The organism is Lunatimonas lonarensis (genome assembly GCF_000390185.1).
Lineage (GTDB): Bacteria > Bacteroidota > Bacteroidia > Cytophagales > Cyclobacteriaceae > Lunatimonas > Lunatimonas lonarensis.
Map to the genome: position 1 here is coordinate 1 of NZ_AQHR01000099.1, position 17,886 is coordinate 17,886.

The following is a 17,886-nucleotide window of genomic DNA, read 5'->3' on the forward strand; positions in this document are numbered from 1 at the left end:
CATTTTATGTAAATTTAGCAGACACACTTAAATGAACAGTCTCGCTTATCCTCTTCATTTTTAAGTAGCTGACTTTCTGACATCAAAAGGCTTGTTGATACTTTGGAAACACAATGCACAATAAACCCAGTCAGATTCTTGAACCCGCTTATCACCGAAGCCCCTCTAAAAAGCTCCATTTGTTCCTTGCTAACCCGCACATGAATCCTAACACTCGCCTGCATTGCCCTATCTGATGATTCTAATCATTTCTTAAATGCTACCTATTTTATCCTGCTGAGTTACCCCATTTAGCATTAGCATATTAAATGTACGAATTATTTCCGCACTTAAAAGTAGGCTTTTATTGTTTTGAGAAAGTAGGACTAAGGTTCTCTTAACTTTATTTGGTTACTCTGCCCAATTTTCTATCTCCGCCAAAATCCCTATCTTTTCCGGCAAACCCGACTACCATGCGCACTGTTCTACCTCTCCTTTTGCTGCTCCATTTGTCTTTATCAGCCGCAGCGCAATCACCGGCTAACCCGGTTATGCACCTTTTCCCGGAAGGCACCCGCCTACACGGCAATATTCCTTACCTGGACGACACGCTCTCCAAGCACCTGCTGGATATTTACCTGCCGGCGCAGCCTCAAGGTAAGGTTCCGTTGGTTATCTGGGTTCATGGGGGTGGGTGGCTGAGCAACGACAAATATGCCGACATGGGGTATATGAAGGGAACCGTAGCGGCCATTCTGCAGCAAGGTTATGCGCTTGCATCCATCGATTACCGGTTTAGCACCCAAGCAGTGTTTCCCGCCCAAATGATCGATTGCAACGCGGCTTTGGCATACCTTTTTGACCATGCCGAGAGGTACGGCTTCGACCTGGATCGGGTAGCGCTTATGGGCTTCTCTGCCGGAGGTCATCTGGCCGCCATGATAGGGCTGGCCAACAATAACCAAATCGACGAGTTTTTCCACGACGAGGTGAGCCGAAAATTCGCCTTTAAAGGCGTGGTAAATTTCTACGGTCCAGCAGACCTGATCCTTTTCCCCGGGGCTGATGATGCCCGTTCTCCCGAGGGGATGCTGATCGGTGCGGCTCCGCTGGATAGGCCCGATCTGGCCAAGGCTGCCAGTCCGGTTACCTACGTAGATGCCGGCGATCCACCCTTTCTTCTGATCCACGGGGAATTGGACAACCTGGTTTCGCCCCGGCACACTAGGTTGCTGTCTTCTTGGCTGGAGGTACACGGCGTACATCAGGAAATGATCGTGGTACCCGGTGCGCACCACTTTGGGCCGATGTTTGATGCAGCAGAAATACGCCAACGCGTAATGGGGTTTTTAGAGGAACGATTTAAGTAACGCCTCACTACCTTTCAACTCGACCGGAAGGCATTTCACCGTTCTCTATCTATGGCTTGGGGCTTCCCTGCATCATGTACGCCGTAATATGCGCCAACTGCTCCGCGTCGAGGTTCATCGCCTCTGGGGTTGGCATCAGGCTGTGGCGCAACTGCTTTCTGCCGGCTACCTCAGATGCAGGTAACGTGTATTGCCTCCCCGTATGCTCCATGACCGTGATCACCGGACCCGCCGACTGCAAAATGCCGTACAGCATGGCGCCGTTCTTCAGCTTTACCAAAAAGGCCTCCGAACCAAAGGCGATGGCATCATCGGGATCCAGTACCGACAGGATAAATGCCTGCCGGTCCAATTTCAGGTGAATCTCACTTAAATTGGGTCCTATCTCACTGGACGAACCACCAAAAGCATGGCACATCCCACAGTGCCTCACGGCCGCCACCCGCCCAAGTTCTACATCGGCCGGCACTTCCAGTACAGATTCGAGGGTAATGGATTCCGAATCCTCCGTGGGAAAAAATTGGCGCATCAAACTACCAATTGCTGGTACATTTTCCTCATGAACCCGCTCCCTGACGGCCTCCACCAACGATACATCCAAGCGCTTGTCCAATGTTAACCATAGCAAATGCAGGCGGCCTTGGGAAGTCTCTGCCAATTGCTCGGCTGCGGTCAACCTATCGGCGACTGACTGAAGGGTGTCCGCCGCTACATCCGCAAGCGCCTGAAGCGTTGCCTGTGCAGGAGGAAGCAAAGAGGCAGGAGGGCTCCAATCAGCCAAAAGGGCCTGCCATTCGTTTGTTTTCCGGAATTGCATCCACCATAGGCTTTCGCGGTAATGCGGGGAGGAAGGATCATCGGCAAGCGCACGCATGATATCCACCGACTGCTTGCTGGGAATAAAAGCCAACGTGGTCAACGCCCTGCTTGCCTCCGTAGGGGAGAGGTTGCCATCAAGTATCCTCCTTTCAATATGTGGCACCACAGAGGCTGGATGCAGTTCAAATGCCAGTTGCTCTATCGCAGGGGACCAATTCAACGGGTCGGGCTTTCCCTTGGATTCGTACCAACGCTCCCAAAAGGCCTCTTCATTGCCTCTCAGACCGATGTCCAAGGCATGCAAAAACCAGGGGTCATTGCCTGTATGGACCTCCGCAAGCTGCATATAAATTCCGGCTGACTCGGAAAATGGCAAATGACGCAAGGCGATTGCGGCCTCTCGATAGAGGGCGATGTTTCTGGAACCTAACACCTGCCCCGCTAGGGTAAGGGGATCCACTCCATTGCTACGAAGCGCCCGAAACGCCGCTACGGCTAACTCGGTATTAGAATGCCTTAAATAGGGCACCACCAATGCACTGCCTGCTTCACCCAAGGACGCCAAGAAAAAGACGGCCCTCGCCTGCACAAAGGGGTTGGAGTCGTCCAACAGCCCCTTTACAGCCGGAATTACGCTTTCTCCCCCTTGCCTCAGCTTTTCCATTGCCTGTGCCCGTACATGCAAGGCAGGGCTCCGCAGGGCTTCTATTTGCCCGGCGGTAGTGCCGAGATCATATATTGGACGGGGAAGTTTTTTTCCTTTAGGGGCAATGCGGTAAATCCTGCCAAATCCCTCTTTATCCATCATGCGGTGCCCACCTACAATGGGGTCGTACCAATCCGCCACATAAAGGGCCCCGTCTGTGCCCACTACTACATCGCTGGGCCTGAACCATTTCCGGTCATCATCCTCCACTTCGTGCCAGATATACCCGGTATTGTCCCTATCCACGGAGGAAATAAACGCTTCCCGCTGATCCAGACTGTATCCGGCACCCACCGGCTTGGGATGGTATCCGAAGATAATGTTGCGCCCGGCATCCGCCGCGAGTAAAAGTCCCCGGTAATGCTTGCCCAATTCATCCCCCTCGATACGTACCACACCAGTCGGTGACCCTGCTCCGTAGATATCCCCCGCAGGCAATACCCCTGGATCATACTGATGCCAGTGGGCCAGGGGTACTGTTTGACCTGGGCGCCGGTCTGCCTGCCAGGTACGATCTCCGGTAGCACTGAAAAAGCCGGCATTGCTACCTTCCATTAGCCAGGTGGTGCGACAGGATGCCGTCTGATCGTCGTTATCGCTCTGCCACATGTTGCCAAACGAATCTACCGCCACCTCGTAGGCGTTGCGGTAGTTGTGGGACATTACCTCCAGGCCTGTGCCGTCCGGATTCACCCGCACAATCAGCCCGCCGGTATAGGTATTTCCGTCGTCGCTAACTAGGTTGGGTCTGTTTTCCTCGGGATAGGGGGTATACTCGTTGTATACACTTCCCGCTCGTACTGTGACACCGTCCCGGTCGGTAACTTCATGGGGGCCTTTGTTTCCGGCTATAAAATACCACTTGCCGTCGGGGCCAAGCACGCCCGCATGCAGTCCATGGTCATGATCCCGTCCGCCGAACCCGGTCAAAAAAACCTCCTTTCGGTCAGGCACGTCATCGCCATCCTCGTCGGTGTAGATGATGATAGAGGGAGAACAAGAAACCACCACTTGATTGCCTACCACGGCAATGCCCAACGGTGCACGCAGGTCTTCATCTTGGACAAATACGGTGGATTTGTCGGCTTTCCCATCCCCATTGGTATCTTCCAAAATGACTATCCGATCGCCTTCCTCGTGCACCATATGCGCATCTGCATTCCTAAAATCGCGGTAATTTACCGCCTCCGTCAGCCAAATGCGGCCATGAATATCCACGTCGAGGTTGGTAGGATTGAAAAACTGCGGAGACGAAGCCCACACGGTCACCTCCAGGTCCTCCGGAACGTTAAGCAAGGGAGCAGCCTGCTCAGAGGGACTACAGGAAAGCCCACAGCAGGTTAGTGGCAGTAGAAAGCGGCAAAATCTTGAAAATAGCATGGAATTCAATTTAGGCGTTCATCAACTCCGCGAGAAACCGACGGTTTTCGATATAGGCGGGAAACATCTGCCCACCGGCGGGAACTGCTCCTTCTATGACGAGCCAATCCCGGTATCCGATGTCCTTTAGGGTATCCCGGACGCGTTTGAAATCAACTTTTCCCTGGCCCAGCAGCTGGCCGTTTTCCTTCATGTGCATCTCACAAATATATTCTGTCCCGAGCATCTTCATCTCCCTGAAAATATCATAGCCCATCTCTGTGGCGTTGGCGACGTCGTAGTATACCCGTACGTGCTTGGATCCCACGCCCTCGATAATTTCCAAATGTTCTTCCGCGCTAAGCCAAGATTCTATGGCTAGGTAAATACCCTGCCTTTCTGCCTTTGGCGCAACTTCCCGCAATTTACGGATCACCTCAGCCTTGCCCGAAGGGTCGTTGCGGAGATCGCCGTGATGAAAAAATGCCAACAGGATCACCTTACAGCCAAGAACTTGGGCCACATCTATGCAGTCGTGTACCCACTCTTGGGTAATGGATTCCGATTTATAGGGTACATTGTTAAGTTCTCCGATTGCCATGCTGCCAATTCGCACTCCACTGGCACGGGAGGCTGCCAGAAATTCCTGCTGTATCTGCGGCTGCCGGAGATGCATGTTGTTCTTGGCGGTGCCCAAACTTACCTGCAGCCCGTCCAGACCAATCTCTCGGGCCAGCCGAAATGCATCCGGATCGCTGGTTTTACCAATAGACCAATCGCAGGCACCAATCGGGTAGGTAAAAGATCCGGGCACGGCAGGATTCTTGAAATCATAGGCAACAAGGGGTCCGGCACCTGCGAAGAGCAGGCTGTTTCGGATGAAATCACGTCGGCTAAGGCTATTCATGGGCGGTATAGGGTAAATCGCCCTTTAAGATATAAAAACTTTGCGAAAGCGGCACCGCCCTCAAAAAATAAACCAATTGGGGGGGAAAAGCCTTCGTCTTTCCACCCAATAGGGCTTTTACGCCATTAGGGGTTGAAAACCGGATACCTTGTCCGGACTTTACCTGATATCCACTGTCAATTCAGGAAATACACAAGACCCAGCCTGAACACAGCCTGACCACCCCGCTGGGCCTGATATTTCAGCTCGGGATTAAAGGCTATCCGATCGCCAAACATCAGCACGCCCCCGGCACCCAGGTTGGCCCCTTGTGTGCTGTTGCTCACGTTACCGATTCCGAGGAAATTGACACTGCTCCAAGCATTCATAAAACCGGCCATACCGTACCACTGCAAGGGGCCCTCGGTAAGATAATACCGGAAATCCAAGTTGAGGTTGCTGGCATTGCCAAATTCCGGGAAGAAGACCGTAAAATTGGGTGCAGCGGAAATCTTATCGGTGAGGAGGTATTCACCCCCAAAATTAAGCCCAAAAAGCTCAGAGCCAAACCCAAACTCACCGCCTGCCTGCAAGCGGAGATCTCCCCTTTCCTGTGCCTGGGCAAACCCCAAAGCCAGCGAAAACAACGCAATCAAGAATACTCTTTTCATAAAAAAACAAATTTTTAGTTTACCGTGATTCACCGCCTGCAAAATTCAATCCAACTCCATGCGAAGCCGCACCTTTTTCTACTTTAATTCAGAAAATACACCATACTGAACGTAAATATAAAACGGCCTTCGCGCTGACTCCAATATTTTACCTCTGGGTTCAGCGCCAGCCGGCTATCAAAACTTAGCAGGCCGCCAAAGCCGAGGCTTGGGCCCTGGGTATTGACCCGTACCATACCGAATCCCGGGCGATTTAGGAGGCTCCAGGCATTCATAAAACCGCCCACACCATACCACTTCAACGAGGTCTCAGTAAAATAATACCTGGTATCCAGGTTTAGGCTCCTGGCATGGCCAAATTCGGGGAAGAATTGAGTGTAATTTGGCACGATGGAGAGCCTGTCCATAAAAACATACTCTCCGCCCGCATTGAACCCAAAGAATAGACCCGGCCAAGTCCCAAATTCACCTCCTGTGTGCAGACGGACGGCTCCTTTTTCCTGGGCTTGGGCAAAACCAAGCAACAGCGACAAGCATCCAAGAACCAATAATTTCTTCATCTGGTATCCATTAGTGTAAAAAAGCCCAGATGCTCCGAAGGAATTCCTTCGGAAAAATCTCACAGGCAAAAGCTTAACCAATCCGCCTTTGGCTTACCTCGGCTTCCGCCAACCTTCAAGTCCCGCTACAGCAAAGGCCTAAACTGCTGCAAAAACCGGATATCGTTTTCGGTAAAAAGCCGCAGGTCGTTGATCTGGTATTTCAGCATAGCGATCCGTTCAATGCCCATGCCAAAGGCAAACCCCGTGAATTCCTCGGAGTCAATCCCGCAGTTCTCCAATACGTTGGGATCCACCATACCGGATCCTCCGATTTCGACCCATCCGCTATGCTTGCAGATATTGCAGCCCTTGCCTCCGCAAATCAAGCAGGAAATGTCAATTTCTGCACTTGGCTCCGTAAAGGGGAAGAAAGACGGGCGAAACCGTACTTTGGTCTCTTTTCCGAACATCTCTTTGGCAAAGTGGTAGAGTGTTTGCTTGAGATCGGCAAAACTCACATTCCTATCCACATACAGTCCCTCTACCTGATGGAAAATACAATGTGCGCGTGCCGAAATGGCCTCATTGCGAAACACACGGCCAGGAGAAAGCGTACGGATGGGCGGCTTCTCTTTCTCCATTACCCTAACCTGCACGGACGAGGTATGCGTACGCAGCGCGATGTCTGGATTCTTTTCGATGAAAAAGGTATCCTGCATTTCGCGTGCGGGGTGGTTTTCGGGAAAATTCAAGGCCGTAAAATTGTGCCAATCGTCTTCTATTTCAGGGCCCTCGGATAGGTTAAACCCTATTCGCTCAAATATTTCGATAATGCGCTGCCGCGTAGCTGTGAGTGGATGGATACCACCGATGGGCAAATTGGTGGGGGGCAGAGTCAGATCCAATGCGGAGGTACCTGATTTGCGCTTTCCCTTGCCAACCGATTCTATCAATTCTTGGAACTTCTCCTCGGCAAGCTGCTTGACTTCATTGACCACTTGGCCAAACTCCCGCTTCTGCTCGTTTGAAATCTCGCGCATGGCCGCAAACAATTCGCCGACCACGCTCTTTTTGCTGATAAAGCGCAGGCGGTATTTTTCCAGCTCTTCGGCAGTTCCTGCTTTCGCAGCGGCGATCTCGGCTTTGATCTGCTCGATTTTTTCGTTGTGCATCGTCTTTCAGTGAATTGGGGAATGCAAATCTAAAAAAAATTCGGAAAGGCCTTTCTAGTTTTAGGCAGGTATTCAACCCTACTCATCCTCTTCCTTTCTGGGAATCTTGGGTTGTCCAATGCCCGAACTACCCATCAATCCTGAAAAGGTGGCCCTCCACATGTAGTTGAAGATAAACTTGTCTGTATCGCGCCGATGGTAGATAGTAGAGCTGACGAGGCGGTTGAAGAGCTTTCTGGGGTTATTGCTTCGGAGTGCCAATACATTCACGACAAAGGTAAGTACGCCCTTGCGCCCGCCCGCTACCTCCAGCGTCCTCTCGTCCAATAGCCTGACCTTAAGATCGTTGTATTGGAGCGTCATTTCACCGATTGCCCGGTTTTTATCCGCCGTAAAATACCACTCGCCCCGTCTGATCACGCCGGTTTCCACAGTGATAAATGCGTTGGTCTCTAAAATGGAATTTATCTCGGCAAGCTTAAACTCACCCACAGAAGCCTCCACCTGAACCGGGTACGGATCCTCAAAGCCCAACAGTAGGTTGACGTTTAGCCGGGCGGCATGATTTAGCATCATGGTGGCATCGAGCCGCATGGTTTCCCGCTCTCCGTTACCTTTGCGTAGATGAAAGGGCCTCAGCGAGGCTTCCAATTCGGTAAAGGAAATACGGCCGGGCACCATCCCATTTTCCGGGAATTCTTCGTAGGTTAAAGACCCATTTTCCACGATGATCTCGTCCACTTCGACATGGGCCTCCAATTCCATCATGAGTTGCTGGGGCATTTTCTTAAAGACGTCTTCCGGTCTCGGCAAGCGCTTATCGCGGAAAATAAAGGCGGCGGGTTGCTGGATCCGCAAGCTTGCAGCGATAATCTTTTGGCTATCTATAAATGACTTCACATCCAGCCCATCAAAAACCAGGCGTTCTACCCGTACGTCAGCTACATCCACCTGTTCGCCCACGATCCGCGAGTAGTGATACCTGCCGTACCGGGGCTTTAGCCACACACCTTCCGCGATCAATTGATCCTCACTCAACAAGATTTTTTCGATCAACACCGTGTTCAGGCTATCGGGCAATTTGATTTCGTAATCGTTTAGCTCAAACTGATAGTCGTTGTTAAGGAGAAACTGCGTGTTAATTTGCTGTGAAGAAGTGAGGTCAAAACTCAGTTCACTCAATAAAATACTGATGTTGCGCAGGTTGTTGATTTCCTCCTGGTTTGCTTTTTCCCGAATACTGAGTTCGCCATTTAAAATCTGGAGGGATTGTATATTGAGGGATTGTAACACGGCCTGCCGGATTTTCTCTTTTTCCTCCTCCGGCTTCAGTTGGGCAATTTCATCTTTGTCTAGGTAAATGTTCAGTTGTGGATTGGTCAGCTGCAATAAGATAATTTCCAAGTCCCCGGTCTGTTGCAGCGTTCGTAGGGATTTGGTGGTAATGCTTGCTTTCGGAACCGTCGCTTGGATAACCGGACGGCCTTTCTCACTATCAAACCGACGAGGCACTACGTTTAGGTTTTCGAGCACAATCAGGTCCCTATCCACATCGAGTTCGATCGAGGAAAAGTTGACGGTGTGAATACTGTCTTTCAACGCCAATGAAAAATCGTCCACCTCCAGAGCCATATTTCGAAACAGGGCTGCAATATCTCCTTCGGCCAGTTTGACGGAATCCAACATAAATCCCGCAAATGCTATGTTTATCCCGGTCTTTATCAGCTCAATATCCTTGCCTTCTTCGTTGTAGAACACATTCAGGCGGGCATTTTGAGCGGATATATCGGCTATTTGCACGGCATCGATGGTCTTGGGGAGGTTACGTTCCCTTCGCCGGCCGCTGTCATCCTCCTCATCCACGTCCCGGTTTATGGAAAGCTTTACGTCCGCATCCACCAAACGCAAGCGATCCAACTCCAGCCGGTTTTCGAATAAGAATGCTTCCAAATCTACCCCGCCAAAACTCATGTCGGGTATGGTAGCCGAGATGCTCACTTTTCCATCCAGCCTTCGCTGTGGCCTGAGGCGCACATTAAACGTAGATATCTCCTCTTTGGCAGAGTTAAAGGCAATACGGTCTGCTATGACCTGATACCGACCATCTGCAATATTAAACACATAATTGTTTAGACTTATGTCTACTTCTTCCGCGAACAATATGCTGGCATCCGAGGTGTCCACCTCCTCATCCAGGTAAAACCGCTTAATGGTGATAGATATGTCATTTTCCGCAAAGGACTGAAACGCCTCGTTCACAAAATTGTCGTAGGCAAAGGAGCCTTCGTTTAGCGTCAGGGAGTCCACACTTACCTTGCTGAAATAACTGGTCAGAATATTGAAAATATCAGACCGATCCACCTTTTGTCCAGGGTCTGTCTCGACTTCTTCCATCTCCCGCTTCATAAACCGAGTCCATTTGATGGTTGGAGAGGGAATATCGATGTGTTTTATATTGAGTATTTCGTCAAAGTACGCGGTGGGGATATCCACACCGAAGGCTGTAAATCGCGGTATCTCCACGTCCAAAATGGTAGTTCGCCCATAGCGCTCCAGTATGACGGGAGCTTCCTCTTTTGAAAACGGTTCGAGCCGAAAGTCCTCTACATCCACTAAATCGCGCTCGGTATCTATCAAAATCCGCCCTGCGGAAAACAAATGAAGGTTGTCCGACAGCTTAAGCGCATAGTCTTGGATATCCAGGCGCAGGTGCTCTGCAAAAAAAAGCTTGTTATCTCCCCCCTGCATGTCGATGGTTTCATCCAAGCGGAAATTTCGCAGCACCAAGTCGATACTGCCAAATGAAAGGCTGTCCTGCCGAATGCGAAGATGGTTGTCCATGACCAAACGGCCATCTGATATTTCCAGGTTTTGCACGTATACAGCCCTAAGGTACTCTCCCAAAAGATCCCGAAGGGAAGAAGCATCTGCCTTTGTTGCCGACTCTCTCCCTTTCAGATCTCGAAAAACGACTTTGGGAGAAGTGATGCGCAGTTCTTCTACATCCACTACATTCTGATTGTACACCTTTTTGAGATTGGCATTGTTAAAGTTCAAAAAAGGCACCTCCACCTCAAAGATGGCAATATCGGGATCCTCGTCCTGCCCCAATTCAGGCCTGATCCGGATTTTTTCCATCGAAATTTTATCTTCAAGGGAAGATATCATCACACTTTCGCCACTTACCCAATGAACGCCATCAGCCAAGGCCAATCGTACATTCGAGATATCCAACTCAGCCTCATCCGCATAAAAAAACTGGTTTTCCCTCCGCTGAAGGTCGTCTCCTATGTACACGCGCATCATGTGGAAGAAGATTTCCTCCGCTTCGATTCGATTCCTATTTGAATCATTCACTCCTCGCTGCAAAAAATACCCCGACTGTATATTTAGGTTTTCGATGGAGATTGACGAAAGAATATTTTGAATCAAACCATACAGGTTAACGTCCCGATCCACGCTGTCGGGTTCTGCAGTCAGCCGATCGGTGTAAAGCACAAAATGAGGCTCTACCAACCGAAGGTTTCCAATATTGACATCGGATGTATAAAAAATCTGGTCGATATCGGCATCCCTTAACTCGAGGTTATCCAGGTCAATCTCATAATAGACCAAGGCTTCCCGGTCTCTATCCGGAATAATCCTTACTTTGTCCACGTCAATGGATTTATCCAAAGAGGATATTCGCACCGACGTGGCCGAAACGCGGTGAATGCTATCAGCCAACAGCATTTCGAAATTCTTTAAGTCAAACGCGAACCCCTCGGCATTAAATGGGATGGATTGGTCAACCTGCGCAAGCTTGAGGTTTTTTACATACAGGTTGGTCTCCTCCGCCGTTATGGAGCGCTGACTGATAAAGTTGGCCAAAAACAAATCCGCATCATCAATGTAGACTTCCCTGACCAAAATATCCTGTAGATTCTCGCCAAACGATCGCTGGATTTCCAACTCCAATTGTCGCAGTGGGGTAATGTCAACCTGAACCGTGTCGACCCCACTGGCGGGTTGCTGGAAATGGATCATGGGCTCCCTTAAGCGGATCCGGCCTACCGTTAGCACCTTATCCCGAAACCGAAAGCCCAGCCCCTTTACACTAAGTTCCGGAATGTCCACCTGATAAACCGTAGCATTGATCTGTTCGAAGAGGGTACTATCTGTGGGAGACAACAAAAATCCTTTTAGGTAAAAGCCCCTCTCTACCAGCGATACCTGAAAATCTTCAAACTCAACCCGGTATTTTCCGCCTGAGATCTCGTCCACCTGACGCTGTATAAAACCGCGTAGCAGCCAATCCGAGCCGAAATAGAACACGGCTTGTGCCACCCCTATCAAAACTACCAATGCTATCAGCACTCGCAGGACTATACGTCCACTTTTTACTTGCTTTTTCTCTTCGGTGGCAACGCTCATACCCTAGACTAACAAACACAAAATTAGATTAATAAAACTCAAAAAATAACGGCCAAGGCCGTTGATAAAAAAAAGAAACGTTTATTCTATGCTTTGGTTTTGCTGAATAAACGTTTCTAGGTAATGATTTCGTATGTGGCTGTAGGAGAAGGACTCGAACCTCCACGGAGCTGTTAGGCAACACATTGAGCTCGATGTGTGCTTTATCCAGTGCACCAGAAAAACCTGGATCCTCCACCCCCGAGACAGGAGGGCTTGTCTGCCAATTTCAACATCCTACAGTGAGAATTGCTACGGCCAAAAGCCCGTTTGCTTTTGTTGCAACAAATCTAATAAAACCTTCTTTTTAAGAAAATCTATTGATCAAAAAAGATGATTTTTTACAGTATTTTAAAATTTCAACTCAATTTACTGCCTTTTCAACAAAACGGAATAAAATATGGCGGAGGTTTTTGATAATTTTACAAAGGGTTTTTAGGACATTTGGTTTACGTATTCCTCCCATTTATCGATTGCCTCCGACATATCACGAGGAATCGGGGCTTCAAAAAACATTTTTTCTCCACTCACCGGGTGCACAAAGCCCAGCGAACGGGCATGTAACGCCTGCCGGGGCAGTATTTTAAAACAATTCTGCACGAAGGCCTTATACTTCGAAAATTGGGTTCCCTTTCGGATCTTATCTCCTCCGTAGGGCGAATCGTTGAAAAGAGGATGGCCCGCATACTTCATGTGAATTCGGATTTGATGGGTCCGTCCGGTCTCCAGCTTACAGGCAAGTAGGCTTACATATCGAAGACGCTTGACCACCTCCCAGTGGGTAACAGCTCGCTTACCGCTACTCCCATCTGGATAGGCATCCATCACTTTGCGGTCCTTTGCACTGCGTCCGATTGGCACATCGATGGTTCCGCGATCCTCTGCCGGCTCTCCCCATACCAACGCCAAATAGGTCCTTTCTATACTATGCACAAAAAACTGCTCCGCCAAATGGGACATCGCCCGTTCGGATTTGGCCACTACCAAGAGACCACTGGTATCCTTATCGATTCGGTGAACCAATCCCGGTCTTCCGGTATTACCGGGCAACTCCGGCAACTGATTGAAATAGTAGGCCAGCCCATTTACCAAGGTACCGGACCAATTGCCATGCGCCGGATGCACTACCATACCAGCGGGCTTATTAACCACCAGCAGATGATCATCTTCGTACACGATATCCAGAACGATGGGCTCGGGAAGTACCTCAGAGGGACGGGGAGTGCGGGCTATCCAGTAGGTGATCAGGTCGCCGGGTTTTACCTTGTAATTTGATTTGACGGTAAGCCCATTGACTTTCACTACATCAGCGTCTATGGCCTGCTGAATCTTGTTCCGGCTTGAATTCGCAGTCTTGGCAACCAAAAACCGGTCTATCCTAACCAATTCCTGGCCCTTATCCACTCGGAGCTCAAAGTGCGTGACCTCGGCGTCATCTTCCTCCGGCAAATCGTCTTCGCCTTGCAAATCTGTTACCATCCCACAAATCTAAGGTTAAGCTGGGTAGAAAATCCTATTTTTGACGTTTAAATCCTCTACTATGTTTCCGGACACATCCATGCCACCTCTTCAGCAGATCCACCTTCCCTTATTGGAAAGCAGAGGGGTAGAGTGGTTTGTAAAACGATTGGACCTCGTGCACCCGCTTCTTTCCGGCAACAAATACTACAAACTGAAATACAATATTCTGCAAGCCAAAAAAGAAGGGAAAAAACGTCTTCTGACCTTTGGCGGAGCCTTTTCCAACCACCTTTACGCCATTGCAGCCGCATCCCGGATGGCCGATCTGGAGGTGATCGGCTGTATTCGCGGAGAAATCACAAGTCCTCTTAATCCTACCCTTTCTTTCGCCCGCGAGATGGGCATGGTTTTTCACCCCATGACGAGGGAGGAGTACCGTCAAAAAACAAGTGAAGAGCTAATCAATGCTCTAAGGCGAAGATATGGAGACTTTTACCTGGTTCCGGAAGGTGGAACCAACGACTTGGCCATAAAAGGCTGCCGGGAAATACTTGGCCCTTCAGATCGTAGCTTTAATACGGTTTGCGCCTCGCTTGGTACAGCCGGTACACTCGCCGGATTGCTTGCCTCATGCGACAAATCCCAGCGGGTGTTAGGCTTTTCTTCCCTAAAAGGTGAATTTGTCCGCTCCGATTTTAGGGAATTGCTGCGCCGTCACCGACTTTCGCCAGAGGCCGATTGGGAGATCTTTACCGACTACCACGCAGGGGGCTATGCAAAGCACAGCACTGAGCTGCTGGAAACCATGCAGCGGTTCTTTACGGCCACTGGCATTCCACTGGATCCAATCTACACCGGAAAGATGGCATTCGGGATCATTGACCTTTTGGAAAAAAACTACTTTGCCCCGGGCAGCCGTATTCTGATGATACATTCTGGCGGATTGCAGGGAATAGATGGGTTCGAATGGCGATGGAAGAAGAAACTTTACCCTGGCTAGAGTTTTTTGTTACCTTTTTTTGAGAAAAAAGCCCCTACCTAACCTGTTGACGGGATTAAGTAGGGGCAGATGCTTGAGTTTTTTTGCAATGGTTGGTTCTATACTGCTCTGGACGTTTCCACATTGTCCAAAATGGCATGATAATCCAAATTTTCCCATTTTTGTGCAATGAAAGGATCACTCATGACCTTATCCAATACTGCTTCTTGAACCTTGCCGATCGCATAGGCATCGGAGTATTTGATATCGGTAAACGTAACCATGCTGTAAAGGGGTACCCAATCATAGGGAAACAATTCGTGGAGCTTCGCCTCTATTTTCTTGCGGATCAGGAAACGTGGGTCCGACACCTTGTCGCGCATTTCCTTGAAATTGTCCATGGCCAACTTACAGATGGCATCGGTATCTGGTTTCCTCATTTTCTGAAATTTCTCAAATACCAAATCCCAGGAGAAGGTTCCGTACTTTTCGATGAGTCCATCCAAAATAAAACAATCCTCAAAACCGCTGTTCATGCCCTGCCCGTAAAAAGGCACAATGGCATGCGCTGCGTCACCGATCAAGGTGCAGTGATTTACTGTCCACGGATAGCACTCAATATTGACCAAGGCGGAAGTTTGATTTTGGCAAAAATCGGCCGTTAACGAAGGCATTAATTGATAGGCATCGTTAAAGTAGGTCTGAAAGAAGGTAACCACGTCTTGCTCATCCCGAATCTTATCAAAGGAAATTTTCTCATCCTCGAACGGCATAAATAACGTGCAGGTAAAGGACTTATCTTGGTTTGGGAGCGCAATGAGCATAAAATTCCCTCTCGGCCAGATATGCAGTGCATTGGGATCCATCGCAAACGCTCCGTCTTCTGTAGCCGGAATCGTAAGTTCTTTGTAGCCGTGACTAATGTATTCCTGCCTAAAGTTCAGACGCATTTGTTTCTGCATTGCTGTCCTTAGTGAAGAAAATGCCCCGTCCGCACCAAATACCACCTCGCTTTTACAGGTTTTGGTCTGACCATCCTTTAGCGAGAAATCAATGCTGTTTTTGGAGACATCCACGTGGTCAACCTTATGCTCAAAGTGCAGCTGTACGCCTTCCTTTTCCGCCTCATCCAATAAGACCTGGTTAAGAATATTCCTCGAAACAGAATAAATCGCTTCATCGTTTTTGCCGTAGGGTTGAAAGTAGGTTACGCCGTGCTCGTCGTGTATCCTTCTTCCGTACATAGGGATGGTATGTGCTTCCACCTTTTCCTTCAAACCGGCTTTTTGGAGTGCTTTCCATCCCCTATAACTAATTGCCATGTTAATGGACCTGCCTTCGGAAAGCACCTGCTGGCTTCTCCAATCCGATCGCTTGTCATATATGTGTACATCGAGGCCTCTTTTTTTTAGGTATACCCCAAGTAGAGACCCGATTAGGCCGGCGCCAAGTATGCTGATAGGTTGGTTCATAGGTTGATTATTGAATAGGTGATTTGTAGGTTTCTTTAGTGGGTCAATCAAACGCACGCAGTGCATTTTCAAGTACATGCGCAAATTTATAAATGTCTTTGAAACTATTGTAGAATGGCACAGGTGCAACTCGTATCACATTTGGGTTTCGCCAATCGCAGACGATACCTTCGTTTGTAATGCGATCGAAAAGCGCCTTTCCCCCCTTATGCACAAACAAGGATAGTTGGGCTCCTCTTTCTCGGGGATTCCCAGGGGTAATTACTTCAATTACAGGTTTATTTCTTTCATTCAGTTGGTTTAGTAAGAACGCCAAATACCCCGTCAATTGTTCACTTTTCAGCGTTAAATTTTCTAAACCGGCCTCCATAAACAGATCTAAAGAAGCCTGATGGGCCGCCAAGCCGAGCACATTGTCATTGGCCAATAACCAGCCATCCGCCCCTCCCATGGGTTTAAACCCCTTCTTCATCAGAAACCGTTCCGACTCGTCGTGTCCCCACCAACCTGCAAAACGTGGCAAATCAAAGGCTTTGCCGTGTTTTTGATGCACAAAAATACCGGAAACATTGCCCGGCCCGGAGTTCAGGTACTTATAGCTGCACCAGGCAGCAAAGTCCACACCCCAATCGTGCAGTGCCAAGGGGACATTGCCCACCGCATGGGCCAAATCAAATCCTACAGGTATTCTGTAATAGGCCGCCCTTTGGGCAATTTTCTCCATGTCAAAACGCTGCCCGGTGTAGTACTGCACACCGGCCATCATCACCAAGGCCAGTTCGGACGCATGCCTATCGATTGCTTCAAGGATCTCTTCTGTTTTTAGGGTATGCCTGCCCGCTGCAGGTTCCATCTCGATGATCGCGTCAGCGGGGTCGAAACCGTGATACTTAACCTGGGATTCAAGAATGTACTGATCAGACGGGAATGCCCCCGATTCAGTAAGAATCCTGTATTTTTTGGAAGAAGGTCTGTAAAACGATACCAGTAGCAGATGAAGGTTCGTACTCAACTGGTTCATGGCCACCACCTCGTCCTCGTCGGCCCCCACCAGTACCGACAATGCTTCTTTGGATCGTTTGCGGTAATATACCCAAGGATGAGCGCCCCCAAAATGGCCATCGACTCCTAGGGAAGCCCAGGCGTCCAGTTCTACCCCTATGTATTCTGCCACCTGTCTTGGCTGCAAACCCAACGAGTTTCCACAAAGGTAAATGACCGGTCTCCCGTTTCTCTCCGGTATAAAGAAAAACTCCCTGTACCGCCGCAATGGATCAAGCTTGTCCATGCGCTCGGCAAACGACTCCGTACGTTGGTACTCAGGGAAAGGCATGGTCAGAAGGTTGGTGCTTATAGGAAATGGATTCAAAGATAACGAGATATGCCTGCATTCTAATCCGAAGGTAGCTCAAAAGCCACTACTTGGTCATTACCGTCCCACAGGCAGAACAGGTTGTATGGGCGGGATTGCTCCAAAACCGCTCCATGATAGGCGGTAGCTGACTCACGATATCTGTCACCACTTGATACTCCTCGTACAGCTTGTTTCCGCAATTTTCACAATGCCAGATAAATCCATCCTTCTCACCCGGACGCCGGTACCGCTCAAAAACCAACCCTATCGTATTGGCCGGCCTTCTGGGACTGTGGGGCATTTTTGCGGGCAGCAGAAACATTTCCCCTTCGTTTATGTGCACGTCTTTTACCTCGCCTTCATCTACCACCTTTAACGTGATGTCGCCTTCAACCTGATAAAAAAACTCCTCTCCTTCATTGTAATGAAAGTCCTTGCGGGAGTTTGGTCCCCCCACCACCATCACGATGAAGTCATCATTGCCCTTGTAAATGACCTGATTTCCGATAGGAGGCTTGAGAAGATGTCTATTTTCTTCTATCCATTTGGTGAAATTGATCGGTTGGGAAATCGCCATAATTGCTTCGAGTTTAGTTCTGACCTGATACCCCAAAACACAGGGGTGAAAGAATTCCTAAAAGTATAAAGAAAACCAGTGCGAGCA

At 49.3% G+C, this 17,886-nt stretch carries 13 protein-coding genes; 2 read left to right on the forward strand and 11 right to left on the reverse strand.

Annotated elements, in window-relative coordinates; translation table 11 throughout:
• Nucleotides 1-14: 14 nt before the first annotated feature.
• Nucleotides 15-224 (reverse strand): type II toxin -antitoxin system TacA 1-like antitoxin, encoded by a 210-nt coding sequence (locus ADIS_RS23715; RefSeq protein WP_081634978.1) that lies wholly within the window; start codon nucleotides 222-224, stop codon nucleotides 15-17.
• 228 nt (nucleotides 225-452) lie between these two features.
• Here ADIS_RS23715 and ADIS_RS17310 point away from each other — a divergent pair, with 228 nt between their 5' ends.
• The gene (locus ADIS_RS17310) at nucleotides 453-1,349 is read left to right on the forward strand and encodes an alpha/beta hydrolase (protein ID WP_155907584.1); all 897 of its coding nucleotides are present in this window, start codon (nucleotides 453-455) and stop codon (nucleotides 1,347-1,349) included.
• 49 nt (nucleotides 1,350-1,398) lie between these two features.
• Here ADIS_RS17310 and ADIS_RS17315 read toward each other — a convergent pair whose 3' ends face one another.
• The 7 genes from ADIS_RS17315 to ADIS_RS17345 form a co-directional block, all read right to left on the reverse strand.
• Nucleotides 1,399-4,254, reverse strand: coding sequence for a PVC-type heme-binding CxxCH protein (locus tag ADIS_RS17315; RefSeq protein ID WP_010855952.1), 2,856 nt, complete (start codon nucleotides 4,252-4,254; stop codon nucleotides 1,399-1,401).
• A gap of 10 nt (nucleotides 4,255-4,264) precedes the next feature.
• Nucleotides 4,265-5,140: a sugar phosphate isomerase/epimerase family protein gene (locus tag ADIS_RS17320; RefSeq protein WP_010855953.1), complete on the reverse strand. Its 876-nt coding sequence runs from the start codon at nucleotides 5,138-5,140 to the stop codon at nucleotides 4,265-4,267.
• A gap of 176 nt (nucleotides 5,141-5,316) precedes the next feature.
• Nucleotides 5,317-5,790 carry a hypothetical protein gene (locus tag ADIS_RS17325; RefSeq protein ID WP_035806702.1) on the reverse strand — a complete coding sequence of 158 codons (474 nt, stop codon included), beginning with the start codon at nucleotides 5,788-5,790 and terminating at the stop codon, nucleotides 5,317-5,319.
• Nucleotides 5,791-5,873: 83 nt separating this feature from the next.
• Nucleotides 5,874-6,350, reverse strand: coding sequence for a hypothetical protein (locus ADIS_RS17330; RefSeq protein WP_010855956.1), 477 nt, complete (start codon nucleotides 6,348-6,350; stop codon nucleotides 5,874-5,876).
• A gap of 125 nt (nucleotides 6,351-6,475) precedes the next feature.
• A complete protein-coding gene (pheS, locus tag ADIS_RS17335; RefSeq protein ID WP_010855957.1) occupies nucleotides 6,476-7,504 on the reverse strand; it encodes a phenylalanine--tRNA ligase subunit alpha in 1,029 nt (342 codons plus the stop codon).
• 78 nt (nucleotides 7,505-7,582) lie between these two features.
• Nucleotides 7,583-11,917 (reverse strand): AsmA family protein, encoded by a 4,335-nt coding sequence (locus ADIS_RS17340; RefSeq protein ID WP_010855958.1) that lies wholly within the window; start codon nucleotides 11,915-11,917, stop codon nucleotides 7,583-7,585.
• Between the two features lie 474 nt (nucleotides 11,918-12,391).
• Nucleotides 12,392-13,435: an RluA family pseudouridine synthase gene (locus ADIS_RS17345; RefSeq protein ID WP_010855959.1), complete on the reverse strand. Its 1,044-nt coding sequence runs from the start codon at nucleotides 13,433-13,435 to the stop codon at nucleotides 12,392-12,394.
• 61 nt (nucleotides 13,436-13,496) lie between these two features.
• On the opposite strand from ADIS_RS17345, the gene ADIS_RS17350 reads away from it, so the two are divergent.
• Nucleotides 13,497-14,417, forward strand: coding sequence for a 1-aminocyclopropane-1-carboxylate deaminase/D-cysteine desulfhydrase (locus tag ADIS_RS17350; protein ID WP_010855960.1), 921 nt, complete (start codon nucleotides 13,497-13,499; stop codon nucleotides 14,415-14,417).
• Between the two features lie 98 nt (nucleotides 14,418-14,515).
• On the opposite strand, the gene ADIS_RS17355 is transcribed toward ADIS_RS17350, so the two are convergent.
• From ADIS_RS17355 to ADIS_RS17365, 3 genes are all read right to left on the reverse strand, one after another.
• The gene (locus tag ADIS_RS17355) at nucleotides 14,516-15,868 is read right to left on the reverse strand and encodes an FAD-dependent oxidoreductase (RefSeq protein ID WP_010855961.1); all 1,353 of its coding nucleotides are present in this window, start codon (nucleotides 15,866-15,868) and stop codon (nucleotides 14,516-14,518) included.
• 43 nt (nucleotides 15,869-15,911) lie between these two features.
• The gene (kynU, locus tag ADIS_RS17360) at nucleotides 15,912-17,201 is read right to left on the reverse strand and encodes a kynureninase (RefSeq protein WP_010855962.1); all 1,290 of its coding nucleotides are present in this window, start codon (nucleotides 17,199-17,201) and stop codon (nucleotides 15,912-15,914) included.
• Between the two features lie 85 nt (nucleotides 17,202-17,286).
• A complete protein-coding gene (locus ADIS_RS17365) occupies nucleotides 17,287-17,799 on the reverse strand; it encodes a 3-hydroxyanthranilate 3,4-dioxygenase (protein WP_010855963.1) in 513 nt (170 codons plus the stop codon).
• Nucleotides 17,800-17,886: the final 87 nt, after the last annotated feature.